Source organism: Streptomyces sp. SA15, from assembly GCF_002291145.1.
Lineage (GTDB): Bacteria > Actinomycetota > Actinomycetes > Streptomycetales > Streptomycetaceae > Streptomyces.
Map to the genome: position 1 here is coordinate 111642 of NZ_NTGE01000111.1, position 14150 is coordinate 125791.

19 protein-coding genes are annotated in these 14150 nt (G+C 68.4%); 13 read left to right on the plus strand and 6 right to left on the minus strand.

The annotated features are described in order from the left end of the window. Window positions 1–11: 11 nt before the first annotated feature. Window positions 12–353 (plus strand): hypothetical protein, encoded by a 342-nt coding sequence (locus CLM62_RS53165; RefSeq protein ID WP_373559185.1) that lies wholly within the window; start codon window positions 12–14, stop codon window positions 351–353. 136 nt (window positions 354–489) lie between these two features. Here CLM62_RS53165 and CLM62_RS50220 read toward each other — a convergent pair whose 3' ends face one another. After that, window positions 490–633 (minus strand): hypothetical protein, encoded by a 144-nt coding sequence (locus CLM62_RS50220; protein WP_179382227.1) that lies wholly within the window; start codon window positions 631–633, stop codon window positions 490–492. Here CLM62_RS50220 and CLM62_RS53170 point away from each other — a divergent pair. Beyond that, on the plus strand, window positions 575–715 hold the full coding sequence (locus CLM62_RS53170; protein ID WP_373559186.1) for a hypothetical protein: 141 nt from the start codon (window positions 575–577) through the stop codon (window positions 713–715). The two genes, CLM62_RS50220 and CLM62_RS53170, sit on opposite strands and share 59 nt — an antisense overlap. A 395-nt stretch (window positions 716–1110) precedes the next feature. On the opposite strand, the gene CLM62_RS25590 is transcribed toward CLM62_RS53170, so the two are convergent. Then, a complete protein-coding gene (locus CLM62_RS25590; RefSeq protein ID WP_095752250.1) occupies window positions 1111–1365 on the minus strand; it encodes a hypothetical protein in 255 nt (84 codons plus the stop codon). Between the two features lie 358 nt (window positions 1366–1723). Here CLM62_RS25590 and CLM62_RS25595 point away from each other — a divergent pair, with 358 nt between their 5' ends. Both CLM62_RS25595 and CLM62_RS25600 read left to right on the plus strand, forming a co-directional pair. Then, on the plus strand, window positions 1724–2116 hold the full coding sequence (locus tag CLM62_RS25595) for a DUF3883 domain-containing protein (RefSeq protein WP_095752251.1): 393 nt from the start codon (window positions 1724–1726) through the stop codon (window positions 2114–2116). Window positions 2117–2678: 562 nt separating this feature from the next. Beyond that, a complete protein-coding gene (locus tag CLM62_RS25600; RefSeq protein ID WP_095752252.1) occupies window positions 2679–2942 on the plus strand; it encodes a hypothetical protein in 264 nt (87 codons plus the stop codon). A 22-nt stretch (window positions 2943–2964) separates the two neighbouring features. On the opposite strand, the gene CLM62_RS25605 is transcribed toward CLM62_RS25600, so the two are convergent. Then, window positions 2965–3699: a class E sortase gene (locus CLM62_RS25605; RefSeq protein WP_095752253.1), complete on the minus strand. Its 735-nt coding sequence runs from the start codon at window positions 3697–3699 to the stop codon at window positions 2965–2967. 257 nt (window positions 3700–3956) lie between these two features. Between CLM62_RS25605 and CLM62_RS25610 the strand changes: the two genes are divergently transcribed. From CLM62_RS25610 to CLM62_RS25620, 3 genes are all read left to right on the plus strand, one after another. Next, complete coding sequence (locus tag CLM62_RS25610; protein WP_095752254.1) at window positions 3957–4277, plus strand: GYD domain-containing protein; 321 nt, start codon at window positions 3957–3959, stop codon at window positions 4275–4277. Window positions 4278–4384: 107 nt separating this feature from the next. Continuing rightward, on the plus strand, window positions 4385–4777 hold the full coding sequence (locus CLM62_RS25615) for an AraC family transcriptional regulator (protein WP_179382228.1): 393 nt from the start codon (window positions 4385–4387) through the stop codon (window positions 4775–4777). A gap of 89 nt (window positions 4778–4866) precedes the next feature. Continuing rightward, window positions 4867–5277, plus strand: coding sequence for a VOC family protein (locus tag CLM62_RS25620; RefSeq protein ID WP_095752342.1), 411 nt, complete (start codon window positions 4867–4869; stop codon window positions 5275–5277). Window positions 5278–5357: 80 nt separating this feature from the next. Here CLM62_RS25620 and CLM62_RS25625 read toward each other — a convergent pair whose 3' ends face one another. Beyond that, window positions 5358–5606 carry an SCO4226 family nickel-binding protein gene (locus CLM62_RS25625; protein WP_095752256.1) on the minus strand — a complete coding sequence of 83 codons (249 nt, stop codon included), beginning with the start codon at window positions 5604–5606 and terminating at the stop codon, window positions 5358–5360. 524 nt (window positions 5607–6130) lie between these two features. Further along, window positions 6131–6832: a phosphate signaling complex protein PhoU gene (gene phoU, locus CLM62_RS25630; protein ID WP_095752257.1), complete on the minus strand. Its 702-nt coding sequence runs from the start codon at window positions 6830–6832 to the stop codon at window positions 6131–6133. A 262-nt stretch (window positions 6833–7094) separates the two neighbouring features. Between phoU and CLM62_RS25635 the strand changes: the two genes are divergently transcribed. Continuing rightward, entirely contained in the window at window positions 7095–8351 is a 1257-nt protein-coding gene (locus tag CLM62_RS25635) for a cell wall metabolism sensor histidine kinase WalK (protein WP_095752258.1), read from the plus strand. Further along, complete coding sequence (locus tag CLM62_RS25640; RefSeq protein WP_015659563.1) at window positions 8348–9028, plus strand: response regulator transcription factor; 681 nt, start codon at window positions 8348–8350, stop codon at window positions 9026–9028. The genes CLM62_RS25635 and CLM62_RS25640 overlap by 4 nt, the downstream gene beginning before the upstream one ends. A gap of 134 nt (window positions 9029–9162) precedes the next feature. Here the strand turns inward: CLM62_RS25640 and CLM62_RS25645 are convergent, their stop codons facing one another. Further along, window positions 9163–9855: a copper chaperone PCu(A)C gene (locus tag CLM62_RS25645; RefSeq protein ID WP_095752259.1), complete on the minus strand. Its 693-nt coding sequence runs from the start codon at window positions 9853–9855 to the stop codon at window positions 9163–9165. A 636-nt stretch (window positions 9856–10491) separates the two neighbouring features. Between CLM62_RS25645 and CLM62_RS25655 the strand changes: the two genes are divergently transcribed. The 4 genes from CLM62_RS25655 to cysS all read left to right on the plus strand — a co-directional run bounded on the left by CLM62_RS25655 (window position 10492) and on the right by cysS (window position 14033). Then, the gene (locus tag CLM62_RS25655; protein ID WP_003953493.1) at window positions 10492–10974 is read left to right on the plus strand and encodes a CarD family transcriptional regulator; all 483 of its coding nucleotides are present in this window, start codon (window positions 10492–10494) and stop codon (window positions 10972–10974) included. Between the two features lie 287 nt (window positions 10975–11261). Then, window positions 11262–12014: a 2-C-methyl-D-erythritol 4-phosphate cytidylyltransferase gene (gene ispD, locus CLM62_RS25660; RefSeq protein ID WP_095752261.1), complete on the plus strand. Its 753-nt coding sequence runs from the start codon at window positions 11262–11264 to the stop codon at window positions 12012–12014. Then, window positions 12004–12531, plus strand: coding sequence for a 2-C-methyl-D-erythritol 2,4-cyclodiphosphate synthase (gene ispF / locus CLM62_RS25665; RefSeq protein WP_095752262.1), 528 nt, complete (start codon window positions 12004–12006; stop codon window positions 12529–12531). Before ispD ends, ispF begins: the two co-directional genes overlap by 11 nt. Before the next feature lie 101 nt (window positions 12532–12632). Then, a complete protein-coding gene (gene cysS / locus CLM62_RS25670; protein ID WP_095752263.1) occupies window positions 12633–14033 on the plus strand; it encodes a cysteine--tRNA ligase in 1401 nt (466 codons plus the stop codon). Window positions 14034–14150: the final 117 nt, after the last annotated feature.

Below are 14150 nucleotides of genomic sequence, written 5' to 3' on the forward strand. Positions count from 1 at the left end.
AGTTGTTGTGCTTGGGCCGTCTCTGGGCCGTCAGGTGCGACGACGCGAGCGACGGACCGACTTGTCTCGCCTACAGTTGCCGCACGCACGCGTGCCGTAAAGCTCTTGCCAAGCGGCGGTCGGAGCGGATCGACGGTCACACCATCCCCATAGCCACCGACTGGTGGAACACCGAGATAGCCGCTGCTCACCTGCCTGGTGCGCCTGTGACCGGGCCAGATGTCACGCAGCTCAGTCGCGGCGACTTGTTCACGGATGCGGCCAACCTTAATGCGGACTACGAAGTGGAGCTGCTGCGATTTCTATGGCGAGTCATCGCCTGGGGCAGCGTCGTGTCCCGTCGGGTGGTGTAGCGACCTGGACTGGCGAACTCGGGATGGCCAGCACGAGGCCTACGACCGGGATCAAGGGGTGATTGGCAGATCTGTTCCACCCCCGCGAAGGAAAACCCCAGGTGATGTGGCCGTGCCAGTGGAACAGATCTGCCAATCACTGGGTGAGCGTCCGGGCCCCGCGCAGATCGTCGTGCCCCGGGGCCGTGGCCTCGTGCAGCCGCCCGGACTCCGGCAGACCGGTGGCGGCACGCGAGGATCCGGCGCAGGCGTACGAAGCTCTGCGCCCGGGAGGACGCAACGGCATTGCATATCCAGGCCCGGCGTTCTCGACCAAGGTCTTGTATTTCGTCGGCAGCGGCGCTCTTGACCACCCTGCGTGATCCTCGACTTACGAGATCGAGCGCTGGCTGTTCAGGCCCTGATCCGCGAACCGAGCTGTCGGCTTCGGTCTTCCCTGCAGGGCCATTCACGATCGCCTCCTCCCGTCTGAGGAGGAGTAACGCGGTCCCACCCAGGTGCGTGTCCAATGGCGTGACATGCCGACGCACACGGCGTACGTACGCGGACGCGTACGGACCATCAGCGCAGGTGAAGGGCACACCAACCCCAGGCCAGCAGCCCACCCAAGTTGCTTCGGGACGGGTCATCGCGCAGGGTTCGGCCACTGCGCTTCCAGCGTCGGGACTTGCTCTGGTGGACGGCTCACTTTTTCATCCGTTGCCGAGAATCGCCCGCAAGAGGGTCCCGACCGGCGATGGGGGCCTCGCGTGGCCGACTACACCTCGTTGAAGCCACGCGACGCGTCGTAGATGTCAGCCTCGATGACGACCACGAAGAAGCTCGTCACGACGTAGTGGACCATTACGTGGTCTTCCCAGGCCGCGCGCGTCACAGTGTCGGTCGTGTAGGCAAGGTGACTGTCGGCGCCTTCAGGCTCAGCTGCGATCCTGTCGACGAGCCGCAGGAACTTCTCCCGATCTGCGGTCGGCATGTAGTCACGGAACCGCACAACCTGCTCGGTGAACTGCACGCGTCTCTTCATCGAGGCAGGATTCTATGGACACGGCGCAGGCCCCTGCAGGGAATATCGGTCGCACACGCGCGCCTGAGCCGTGGGCGCACCCGCCAGCGTGGCTGACTGTCATGAGCTGAGGCTCAAGCGTTCCAAGGTCCAGCCTCCTCACTGGCCGCTCGACGAAGGAGCCGTGCCAGTCGCGTGCCAGATCGTGCGGGGAATCACGGGGAACAGCGGGCACTGGCCCCGGTTGCGACCAGGGCTCCAACGCCACTCCACAGCAGGTCGGAGCAGCAAATGCCCCCAGAAAACCCAAGCTTCCCAAGCTGACGGTCTTCACGGCACCATGGGTCCGCTGACTACAGGGGGTGTCGTGGGGAACAAGGAGACGGAGCAGGCCGCGGTCACGCATGTGATGGCCTTGGAGCGAGCCGCCGGCCGCGATCCGAAGGACGTCCGCACCTCGGGTCTCCCGTACGACGTGGAGAGTTCGCCTCGCATGATTGAGGTGAAGGCCTACAGTCGCTCGGCGCGTAGTGAAGCGCTGCCGCTGGAACACCGGCAGGTCGAGGCAGCCAAGGCGAACCCCGAGCGCTACTACCTCTATGTGGTCGACAACCTTGCGGGCCCCGACGGGACAGACGTCGGCGTGCGAATCCTGCACGGAGAGGCGCTTCTGGCAATGATCGAGCGAACCCAGCCCCAGATCACGTATTGGCCCACGTTCAAGGCAGCCGAGTACGACCAGGCGGAACGGCTGCTGTGAGCGCTGCGGTACAGCAGCGAAGTACAGCAACCACCACGAGCGCAGCCGACCGCCAAGAGCCGTCAGCGGCCGACTGACCAGCTCGCTGGACCTCAATGACCTCCCAGCTGAGAGTTCGGGACGAAGAGGTCGCGCCAAAGTTGTGCCGGGCGGGTACCTGCCGTTTTCCCAGGTCTAGGAATGCATTGACTCGTAAGGTGAGCCGCATGTCATCGCCGCTGAGAGCAGACGAGCCAATCGCCAGCCAGGAAGCTTTCGTTGCCTTCCTGGCACGGCTCGCGGAGGACTACCGCCAACGTGGGGAGGAGTGGGAGAACTCCACTCTGGAGCGATTCCTTGAAGACCGTCAGGGCACGCTCGGTGAAGTCTGTGCGGAAACCAGTACGCCGATCTTGTCGATGCGGTGTCCGCCCTGGTGCCCTCTCGCAATCGCTCGTACCAGCGCCCCTCCTGGCATGGGTGCGCCTGCCGACCGTCGCTGGCAGGGTCCTGGACGCGTACTTGTGGACGATGGGTGCAGCGCGCATCGTGGCCTTGCGTCGTCGAGCGGAGGAGCGACCGTATGCCGCAGAATCCGGAGTTGCACATCTGGTTCCAGCCGGTCCATGGGGAAGCGCTGGCCGTCAGGAGCAGCGACTTCGAGACGGTGGAGTCGGCTGTCGCCGCGTTGAACGAGGCGCTTGAACAGGGGCGCACGTTGCGGTTCGGGCTGATCGGCCCGGATGACGCCGAGAACGGGTTCGCTCTGGTCAACTTCGGCAATGTCGTGGCGGTGAAGGTGTGGCCGACGTCAGTGAGAGTTACTGACGATGGGCAGTACCTCTGACCGTGGCTCGGGCTTGCAGCCGTCAAGCCGCCCGTGTGGAGGCCAACACCCCGATCTTGTCTATGCGGTGTTCAGGGTTGCCCCTGTCGTCGCGCCAGTAGTTTCCGGCCGCGTTGTCCTCGGGCGTCGCGCAGGTGGAGATGGTGATCATGGCCTGGGTAGGGCGCTTGCCCGGGGAGCCCGGCACCGCCGCCCGCTGTTCGGCGAGTGAGCGCGCGGAGCGGAAGGAGGTCTGTCGGGTGTCGGTGATCTCGTACTCATAGATCTTGCCGCCCGACGTGACGAGGACCCGGTCGCCCTCGTCGAGGGACGGGAGCTCGCGCAGGGGGCCTCCGGCGGAAAGGCGGTGGGCCGTGACGAGGTAGTTGCCGACCTCGCCGGGGCCGACACCGCCTCGCTCACCGTACGGGCTGGCACCGACACCGCGGTTCTGTATCCGTGTGCCCGGCCAGTCGTCCGTCGTCCCCTCGTACGGAATGACGCGCAGGTTCTTGAGGCCGATCGCCGGGATGGTGATCCGGGCGGTCTGGCTCTGGGGGCTGGTTTTGCGAGGAGACGGCTGCGCCGGGGTCGGGGTCGGGGCCGTCGTATCCGAGGGAGTTTCCCGTACGGGCCCGGCGCGGCCGGTCGCCGAGGACGCCGCCGCACCCGGAGCCGTCGTGGACTCGCCGGCTGCGCTGCCGCCGGTGGAGCAGCCGAGCAGCACGGCGATGCCGGCGCCGGCAAGTATGGCGGGGAGGGCACGGGAACGGGGCATGGCACTCGGGTTCGTCAGCCGGATCGGGTCGCGCCATCGTGCGGGGAGGCCGGGCGCGTTGAAGGGGAAACGACTGGAGCCGACCGGGTGTTCCCCGTCCCGCCCCGGGGCGCAAGACACCCTGCGAGGGCTGCCCTCCCCCTCTCTCCATCAGCCGTATGGCGGCGGTCCTCGCGGCAGTGAACGCGGAGCAGAAGGAGGATTCGGATAAGAGCGACCCAATGGTGACTACAGGCACGTTGGCGAAAGGTGATCCCATGCCGAAGTACCTCTTCAAGGTCAAGTTGACCGTGGACGGACTGCAAGGCCTGCTCAAAGAGGGCGCCGCTGCGCGCCGTGAGGTCGTCGAGCGCTTGGTCCAGAGCCTGGACGGGCGGCTCGAATCGATGTATTGGGCCTTCGGCGAGGACGACGTCTACGTCACCGTGGAGTTCCCGGACAACACCTCCGCCGCGGCCATGGGTCTGGTCACGTCAGCGGCCGGCGGCGTTCGCACGAGTACGGTCGTGCTGCTGACACCCGACGAGATCGACGAGGCGGTCCGTAAGAGGGTGGAGTACCGCACCCCGGGTGCCTGACCCCCCGGTGCCTGACCCCCCGGTGCCTGGCCGTCAGTAGAACCGCAGCCAGCAGAACCGCAGTAGAACCGTGCACCCGCCCCGGCCACTCATGGTGTGATGACCCCGTGAGCCGCGCCGCAGAAGAGACCAACCGCCGCATGCTCCGCGCCCGGGACGCCATGGACCGCGCCTACGCGCAGCCGCTGGACATTCCGGCCCTGGCCGGGATCGCCCATGTGTCCCAGGCACACTTCGCGCGCACCTTCCGGGCCACGTTCGGCGAGACGCCGCACCGCTACCTGCAGCGCCGGCGGGTCGAGCGGGCGATGTTCCTGTTGCGGGAGACCGACCGCAGTGTGACGGACATCTGCTTCGCCGTCGGATTCGGCAGCCCGGGGACCTTCAGCCGCACGTTCCGCGACATCGTCGGTCGGTCGCCGAGGGCGTACCGGAAGGAAGCGGTGGCCGCGGCCGTCCCGACCTGCTTCACGATGGCGTGGACGCGGCCGCACGCGTGACCGCCACCAGCGACGCACAGCCCGTGACGTCCGTCGACTGAGCAGTTTTGGATAAGTTTTTCGTCCGGCTCACCCGTAGCGTGATGCACATGTTCACCGCCATCACGCACTCACAGATATACGTCCTCGACCAGGACGAGGCCCTCGACTTCTACGTCGGCAAGCTGGGCCTGGAGGTCAACGCCGACGCCGACCTGGGCTTCATGCGCTGGTTGACCGTCAGCGTCCCCGGTCATCCGGAGCGCCAGATCCTGCTGGAGAAGCCGGGTCCGCCGGCGATGTCCGAGGAGACGGCGCAGCAGGTCCGCGAGCTGTTGACCAAGGGGGCGACCGGAGGCCACCTCATCCTCAGTACGGACGACTGCCGCAAGACCTACGAGACGCTGCGGGGGAGAGGCGTCGAGTTCACCGAGGAGCCCACCGAGCGGCCGTACGGGATCGACTGCGGCCTGCGCGATCCCTTCGGCAACAGCATCCGCTTCACTCAGCCGAAGGACTGAGAACCGCGGGAAGCGGCCACGAATCCTCTCGTCCCGGCCCGCGGGCCGCCGCAGGCCGGGACAGGTGGAGGGGCGGGCCGTCAGATCGACAGCGGTACCTTGTGGATCTCGTCCGCCTTGTGCCCCGCACGTTCGTGGACGCGCTCGACCGCGTCGGCCGAGGGGGCCTCGGAGAGGCAGTAGACGATTCCGGACTCGGGGTCCGCCCAGGCGCGCTCGAAGTGCACGCCCTCGTCCTTCTCTATGGCGAGGTCCGCGTCGTGCGCCTCCCTCAGCTGCTCGGGCGTGATGCCCTCGAACCCGTGGTGGACGTCCATGAACTGAGCCATGCCTCGCACCTCCTTGTTCTTCCGAACTTGTTCTCGCGAGTGCGCGAGTGCGCGAGTGTGCTCGCCGGCTCTCTCTTCAGGGTGCGCCTGTACGGCAGCCGGGGCGACCCAGGGCCACCCGCACCGACGAAGGGCCCCGGTTCCACACCGGGGCCCTTCACCGTCGTACGGATTCTCCGCGTCGTCAGCCGTCAGCCGCACTGGCACGGATTGCCCGACTGACACCCGCAGCCACACCCCGAGCCGCAGCCGCACGCGCCGAAGAGCGGCAGGCTCCTGATCTCGGCGGGCTGCTCGGTCGGGCGTTCCTGCGTGGGGTCGGGCGTGGTGCTTGGGGTGCGGGGGGTGCTGGGGGATTCGGCCATGGTCCCTCCTCAAGGCTGGTGCCTGTGCCCAGGTACCTGTGCCCATTGGATGTCCGCCCCGCTGGGCGCATCAACGGCGCACTGTGGCTCGCACGCGCCCCGAACAGGACCCAACAGGCCCCCGCACTCCCCAGAAGGAATCAGGCCCCGTAGAAGGAATCAGGCCCCGTCCGCGCCCGCCGCCGGCTGGATCTCCGGCTGGACATCCTGCTGGAGCTCGTCCGCGTGCTCGCCCGTCACGAGGTACACCACGCGCTTGGCGACGGCCACGGCGTGGTCGGCGTACCGCTCGTAGTAGCGGCCGAGCAGCGTGACGTCGACGGCCGTCTCGATGCCGTGCTTCCAGCGGTCGTCCATCAGGTGCTGGAAGAGGGTGCGGTGCAGCAGGTCCATCTCGTCGTCGTCCTGCTCCAGCTGGAGTGCCAGGTCGACGTCCTTCGTGACGATCACCTCGGCCGACTTCGCCATCAGGCGCTGCGCGAGCTGACCCATCTCCAGGATCGTCGCGTGCAGGTCGTGCGGGATCGCGCGCTCGGGGAAGCGGAGGCGCGCCAGCTTCGCCACGTGCTGGGCCAGGTCGCCGGAGCGCTCCAGGTCGGCCGACATCCGCAGGGACGTGACGACGATCCGCAGATCCGTCGCCACCGGCTGCTGGCGGGCCAGCAGGGCTATCGCCCGGGCCTCCAGGTCGTGCTGCAGATCGTCGACCTTCTGGTCGGCCTCGATGACGCTCTCGGCCAGCTTCAGGTCGGAGTCGAGAATCGCCGTCGTGGCGCGCCCGATCGCCGACCCGACCAGCCGGGCCATCTCCACCAGACCGTCGCCGATCGAATCAAGTTCCTCGTGGTACGCGTCCCGCATCAGGGTTCCCTCTCGTACGTGTGCCTACGCTGTGCAACACCGGCTGTGCGAACCGACCGAAACCGGCTGTGCGAACCGACCAATACCGGCCGTGCAAACCGGCCCCTCGCACCCCACGCTCCCACGTTCCGGCCACTACGCGTCGGTTTCCGTCACCTCAAATGAACCAACACTGGCTCCAAGGTGAACTCTGAGCGACGAGTGTTCGAGCTCGCACTCGGATGGCTGTGGCCAGCGGCTCTCCCGTGCCTAACCTGGGTGCATGGACGTGAACGCGGCGGTCGCCGCAGCGGCAGCGATCGCCGGTGTGCTCACCGGCGTGATCGCCATGCTGGCGTTCCGCTGGAGCGAGCGGGAGCAGAAACGCCCCACTCGCACCTCCCTGCACACGGACCCGGTGCTTCCGCCGGGCGTGGACACCGTCCTGTCCGTGCTCCGGTCCTCGGCCGTCGTACTCGACGAGGCGGACGCCGTAGTCAAGGCCAGCTCCGCCGCGTACGCCCTCGGACTGGTCCGCGGCGGCAGGCTCTCCATCGAGCCGATGCTCCGGATGGCGCGGGACACCAGACGGGACGGGGAGATACGGCAGGTCGAACTGGATCTGCCCAGGCGGGGGAGCGGACGCGGAGAGGCCCTCGCCGTTTCCGCGCGCGTCGCGCCCCTCGGCTCCCGGCTGGTGCTGCTCCTCGTCGAGGACCTCACCGAAGCCCGGCGCATCGAGGCGGTCCGGCGCGACTTCGTCGCGAACGTCAGCCACGAGCTCAAGACCCCCGTCGGCGCGCTCTCCCTCCTGTCCGAGGCCGTCATGGACGCCTCCGACGATCCGGAGGCGGTGGAGCGCTTCGCCGGACGCATGCAGATCGAGGCCACGCGGCTGACCAGTCTGGTGCAGGAGCTCATCGACCTCTCCCGGGTGCAGAACGACGACCCGCTGGAGGACGCCGAACCGGTCCGCGTCGACGAACTCGTCGCCGAGGCCATCGACCGGTGCCGGCACGCGGCCGGCACCAAGCAGATCACCATGGCCGCCGGCGGCACCGCCGACCTGCATGTCTGGGGCCACCGCGGCCAGCTCGCCGCCGCCCTCGGCAACCTCGTCGAGAACGCCGTCAACTACTCGCCCGCGCGCACCCGCGTCGGCATCGCCGCCCGCCGGGTGAACGCGCCCGGCGGGGACATGATCGAGGTCGCCGTCACCGACCAGGGCATCGGGATATCCGACAGAGACAAGGAGCGCATCTTCGAGCGCTTCTACCGCGTCGACCCGGCCCGCTCCCGTGCCACCGGCGGCACGGGCCTGGGACTGGCGATCGTCAAGCACGTGGCCGCCTCGCACGGCGGGGAGGTCACGGTGTGGAGCTCCGAGGGACAGGGCTCCACCTTCACCCTCAGGCTGCCGGAGGCGGGTGCGGCCCGCGACCGCGCGCACCAGCACCCCGGACTCGACGACGAGGCCGGGCAGTCCCCCACCGAGTCATCCCCGTACGAACCGCTTCCCGCCCCGGAGGTCCTTCCGTGACCCGAGTGCTCGTCGTCGAGGACGAGGAGTCCTTCTCCGACGCCCTGTCGTACATGCTCCGCAAGGAGGGCTTCGAGGTCGCCGTCGCGACCACGGGGCCCGACGGACTCGACGAGTTCGAGCGCAACGGCGCCGACCTCGTCCTCCTCGACCTGATGCTGCCCGGCCTGCCGGGCACGGAGGTCTGCCGTCAGCTGCGCGGCCGTTCCAACGTCCCCGTCATCATGGTGACCGCCAAGGACAGCGAGATCGACAAGGTCGTGGGCCTGGAAATAGGAGCCGATGACTATGTCACCAAGCCCTTCTCCTCCCGCGAGCTGGTGGCCCGCATCCGGGCCGTACTGCGCCGCCGCGGCGAGCCCGAGGAGGTCACCCCGGCCGCGCTGGAGGCCGGTCCGGTCCGCATGGACGTCGACCGTCACGTGGTCACGGTCTCGGGCTCCAAGGTCGACCTTCCTCTCAAGGAGTTCGACCTGCTGGAGATGCTGCTGCGCAACGCGGGCCGCGTCCTGACCCGCATGCAGCTCATCGACCGCGTCTGGGGCGCCGACTACGTCGGCGACACCAAGACCCTCGACGTCCACGTCAAGCGCCTGCGCGCCAAGATCGAGCCGGATCCCGGTGCGCCGCGGTACCTGGTGACGGTTCGTGGCCTGGGCTACAAGTTCGAGCCGTAAGCCATAGCCATCTACTGACGCGGGAAGGGCGGGACCTCTCGGAGAGGTCCCGCCCTTCTGTCGTACGACGGTCTCGTACGGCTGTCTCGACGACGGTCTCGTACGGCTGTCGTACGGCTGTGTCGGACGGCCGCTCAGTGATCGGCGGCCGGCGATTCGGTCGTGCTCGCGGAGGCCGCGTCCGTCGGGGTGGTCGCGTCGTCCGGGGTGCCCGGCGACGCGGTGCCGGTGGGCGTGCCCGAGGCCTCCTCGCCCGGCTCCTCGCCCGCGCCCGGCTCCCCGCTCGGGGTCGCCGACGCACCGGGCGCCGCCGGGACCTCGGTCGGGCCCCACTTGGAGAAGTAGCTGTCGGCCGGGACGACGAAGGCGCGCAGGCTCACCTCACCGGTCTTGCTGAAGGTGAAGGTGACCTTCTGCGCGTTGCCGTCCTTGACGCTCTCGCCGACCTGCTTCAGCGAGGCCGAGGCGTTGCCCTCGCCGCCGAGGATGACGGAGCCGCCCGCCGGGACGGTCAGCTCGCCGTTGCCCGTGGCGGGCTTGAGCTCCGCGTCGCCGGCGCCGGCGACGTTGATGGACTCCAGCGTCTGGGCGGTGCGGCCGGTGTTGAACAGGGTGGCGGAGACCGCGGCCGGCCCCTTGGCCTCGGGGTCGGGCTGGGTGATGACGACGGCGTTCTGGATCTTGATGTCGCCGACGGAGGTGGCCGCGTTGTCCGGCTTGATCTCCAGACTCTGGGCGTTGTTGCCGGCACCGCACGCGGCGAGCGAGGCGATCGAGAACGCGATGACGGCGGCGGCGAGGGCGCCGCGTCGAAGGCTGCTGCTCACGGCGGCGGCAACTCCTTGACTCGAGCGAGGCGGCCCGTAAAGCCGCGCTAAGTGACTGTCAGCGGCCTTAGGTTACCGAGCCGTTCCGACCCGACCGCACCCGACCCTCCCTCGGGCCCTCCGACGGGCCCGCAAGCGGCGGCCAAGGGGGCTAGTGCCCGGCGGGCAAGGGCACCAGTCACTCTCCTCTACAAGTGACCCTTCAGCCACATTGCCCCCGGTGCTCGTCCGCCATTCACATAAGCGTCTCCGGAGCGGCAGCGCGGATTTTCCGTGAAGGAATGCACGGTCCCCAGAATTGATCACCAGTCGCCCGGTCGGCCGCCTCGTGATCAATTCCGGATTCGGCGTGGAGGGGCTCCGGACGTCGAACGGAGTAGCGGAAGTCGCACGTTTGGAACCGGACATATGGGGACGTTCGGCCGTCTGGAGGGGCCTCCGGATGTGTGTAACGTACGCGTTTCACCTCACCCGGAGAGCCGCTCTCACCTGCGAATACCTTCTTCCGCTCGGCCCTCGCAGCACGTTCCAGTTGCTGTTGTCAAGCCCCGAGATATGCCCTGACCTGCGAAAACGCCATTCAGAACGCGCGGTTTCCGTGTTACTCTGGATAGCCACGGAAGGGGTACCTGTCACATGACGTTCAAGGTTGGCGACACCGTGGTCTATCCCCATCACGGGGCCGCGCTGATCGAGGCCATCGAAACTCGCCAGATCAAAGGCGTGGACAAGACCTACTTGGTGCTGAAGGTCGCCCAGGGTGACCTGACGGTGCGTGTGCCAGCGGACAATGCGGAGTTCGTCGGCGTGCGTGATGTGGTCGGTCAGGACGGACTGGACCGGGTCTTCGAGGTGCTGCGCGCGCCGTACGCCGAGGAGCCCACGAACTGGTCGCGTCGCTACAAGGCAAATCTGGAGAAGCTCGCCTCCGGCGATGTCATCAAGGTCGCGGAAGTCGTACGTGACCTGTGGCGTCGTGAGCGCGAGCGCGGACTGTCCGCCGGTGAGAAGCGCATGCTCGCCAAGGCCCGCCAGATCCTGGTGAGCGAACTCGCTCTCGCGGAGAACACGAACGAGGACAAGGCCGAGGCCCTGCTCGACGAGGTCCTCGCGTCCTGACGCCGACACCAGCCGGCCTCAGCTCACCCAGCACATTGAAATGCCGCGGTGCCCGATGACATCCCAGCTGTCGCCGGGCGCTGCGGCATGCTCGCACTCAGACGCCGTACGCGTGTTCGCCTCGAGGGAAGTGCCCCGATTCGGGGGAAGCCCCCCGATACTTTTTCGTGCCGGGCCCGGGCAACCTGCTCAACCAGGGTCACGGAAGGGTTCTGGTCAAGCTGTCGTACCCGGCACGCTTGAGGCCATACCCAACTAGGCCGAGCACACAAACCTGACAGGAACCGATGTCTGACGTTTCGCGCCCTTCGCCCGCGCCCGCGCGTACGGCCGCGGTGATTCCGGCCGCCGGCCGCGGCGTACGCCTCGGTCCGGGCGCCCCCAAGGCGCTCCGCGCGCTGAATGGCACACCCATGCTGATCCACGCGGTCCGCGCGCTGGCCGCATCCCGTGCCGTCTCCCTGGTCGTCGTCGTGGCCCCGCCCGACGGCGCCGGAGAGGTCAAGTCCCTGCTCGACGCGCACGCGCTGCCCGAGCGGACGGACTTCCTGGTCGTCCCGGGCGGCGCGACCCGCCAGGAGTCGGTGAAGCTGGGCCTGGATGCCCTGCCGCCCGACTACGACATCGTGCTGGTGCACGACGCCGCCCGGCCCCTGGTCCCGGTCGACACGGTCGACGCCGTCATCGAGGCCGTACGCGAGGGCGCCCCCGCCGTCGTCCCGGCGCTGCCTCTCGCGGACACCGTGAAGGAGGTCGAGCCGGCCGCGACACCCGGGGACCCGGAACCGGTGGTGGCCACCCCTCAGCGAGCGCGCCTCCGTGCGGTCCAGACCCCCCAGGGCTTCGATCGCGCGACCCTGATCCGCGCCCACGAGACGGTGACCGACCAGGTCACCGACGACGCCGGCATGGTCGAGCAGCTCGGCCTGACGGTCGTGGTCGTCCCCGGCCACGAGGAGGCCTTCAAGGTCACGCGTCCTCTGGACCTCGTCCTCGCGGAGGCGGTCCTGGCCCGCAGGAGGGCGAACGATGGCTTCTGAAGCATCTGATGTCCGGCTACCGCCGGGTGGGCCTTACCCGCTCCCCCAGGTCGGCATCGGCACCGACATCCACGCCTTCGAAGAGGGCCGCGACCTGTGGTGCGCCGGCCTGAAGTGGGAGGGCGAGGGCGCGGGTCTCGCCGGGCACTCCGACGCGGACGTCGTCGCACACGCCGCCTGCAACGCGCTGTTCTCGGCCGCCGGACTCGGCGACCTGGGACAGCACTTCGGCACGGGCCGACCTCAGTGGTCGGGCGCCTCCGGCGTGACACTGCTGACGGAGGCCGCCCGCATCGTCCGCGAGGCGGGCTTCACCATCGGCAACATCGCCGTACAGGTCGTCGGACCCCGCCCGAAGATCGGGAAGCGCCGCGACGAGGCCCAGAAGATCCTGTCTGAAGCGGCCGGCGCGCCGGTATCGGTATCGGGGGCGACGACCGACGGGCTCGGCTTCCCCGGACGCGGCGAGGGCCTGATGGCGGTCGCCACGGCACTGGTGGTGCGGACCGGGGTCTGACCCCGGCCGGGGAGTGAACGACCGGGGGGTGAACGACACGAATACGTCTACCTTCAACCGAAGGTCGCAGGGCACTCCCACCGGCCCACTACCCTGGAGTGGTGACCATTCGCCTGTACGACACCAGCGCCCGGCAGATTCGTGACTTCAACCCGCTCACGCCGGGCTGTGTCTCGATCTACCTGTGTGGCGCCACCGTGCAGGCGGCCCCGCACATCGGGCACGTCCGCTCCTACCTGAACTTCGACATCATGCGCCGCTGGTTCCGGTACCGCGGCTACGACGTCACGTTCATCCGCAACGTCACCGACATCGACGACAAGATCATCACCAAGGCGGCCGAGCAGGGCCGCCCCTGGTGGTCCATCGGCTACGAGAACGAGCGCGCGTTCAACGACGGCTACAACGCCCTCGGTTGCCTCCCGCCGACCTACGAGCCGCGTGCCACCGGGCATGTGACCGAGATGGTCGAGATGATGCGCGGCCTCATCGAGCGCGGCCACGCCTACGAGGCCGACGGCAACGTCTACTTCGACGTGAAGTCCTTCCCGGAGTACCTGAGCCTGTCCAACCAGGAGCTGGACAACCTGCTCCAGCCGTCCGGCGAGGGCGAGACCGGCAAGCGTGACTCGCGTGACTTCGCGATGTGGAAGGCGGCCAAGCCGGGCGAGCCGAGCTGGGAGACGCCGTGGGGCCGCGGCCGCCCCGGCTGGCACCTGGAGTGCTCGGCGATGGCCCACAAGTACCTCGGCTCGGCCTTCGACATCCACGGCGGCGGCCTGGACCTGATCTTCCCGCACCACGAGAACGAGATCGCGCAGGCCAAGGCCTACGGCGACGACTTCGCCCGGTACTGGGTGCACAACGCCTGGGTCACCATGAGCGGCGAGAAGATGTCCAAGTCGCTGGGCAACTCCGTCCTCGTGTCCGAGATGGTCAAGCAGTGGCGGCCGATCGTGCTGCGCTACTACCTCGGCACCCCGCACTACCGCTCGATGATCGAGTACAGCGAGGACGCCCTGCGCGAGGCCGAGTCCGCGTTCGCCCGCATCGAAGGCTTCGTGCAGCGGGTGATGGAGAAGGCCGGAGGAGCCGTCGAACCGGCCGCCGACGTGCCGCCCGCCTTCGCCGAGGCGATGGACGACGACCTGGGCGTGCCCCAAGCCCTCGCCGTCGTCCACACCACGGTCCGGCAGGGGAACTCCGCCCTGGCCGCCGACGACAAGGAAGCCGCAGTGGCCCGGCTGGCGGAGGTACGGGCCATGCTCGGCGTCCTCGGCCTGGACCCCCTGGACGCGCGCTGGGCCGGGGAGGCCGACCGCGGCGACGACCTCCATGGAGTGGTCGACAGCCTCGTACGCCTGGTCCTCGACCAGCGCGAGGCGGCCCGCTCCCGCAAGGACTGGGCGACCGCGGACGCCATCCGCGACCAGCTCAACCAGTCCGGCCTGGTCATCGAGGACAGCCCGCAGGGACCGCGCTGGAGCCTCGGTCCCCGGTAGATCCCGTTCTTGATCGAATGCAATCGAATGCAATCGAATGTGATCGATTGTGCCGCCCGGCCCTCCGGGCGGCACACTGCATAGACGTACGTACGAAAACTCACGACAGACAGGTAG

Coding starts and splice junctions, on each gene's coding strand:
- CLM62_RS25600 (WP_095752252.1), top strand. CDS start 2,679: ATGCCGCAGAATCCGGAGTTGCACATCTGGTTCCAGCCGGTCCATGGG.
- CLM62_RS25605 (WP_095752253.1), bottom strand. CDS start 3,699: ATGCCCCGTTCCCGTGCCCTCCCCGCCATACTTGCCGGCGCCGGCATC.
- CLM62_RS25610 (WP_095752254.1), top strand. CDS start 3,957: ATGCCGAAGTACCTCTTCAAGGTCAAGTTGACCGTGGACGGACTGCAA.
- CLM62_RS25620 (WP_095752342.1), top strand. CDS start 4,867: ATGTTCACCGCCATCACGCACTCACAGATATACGTCCTCGACCAGGAC.
- CLM62_RS25625 (WP_095752256.1), bottom strand. CDS start 5,606: ATGGCTCAGTTCATGGACGTCCACCACGGGTTCGAGGGCATCACGCCC.
- phoU (WP_095752257.1), bottom strand. CDS start 6,832: ATGCGGGACGCGTACCACGAGGAACTTGATTCGATCGGCGACGGTCTG.
- CLM62_RS25635 (WP_095752258.1), top strand. CDS start 7,095: ATGGACGTGAACGCGGCGGTCGCCGCAGCGGCAGCGATCGCCGGTGTG.
- CLM62_RS25655 (WP_003953493.1), top strand. CDS start 10,492: ATGACGTTCAAGGTTGGCGACACCGTGGTCTATCCCCATCACGGGGCC.
- ispD (WP_095752261.1), top strand. CDS start 11,262: ATGTCTGACGTTTCGCGCCCTTCGCCCGCGCCCGCGCGTACGGCCGCG.
- ispF (WP_095752262.1), top strand. CDS start 12,004: ATGGCTTCTGAAGCATCTGATGTCCGGCTACCGCCGGGTGGGCCTTAC.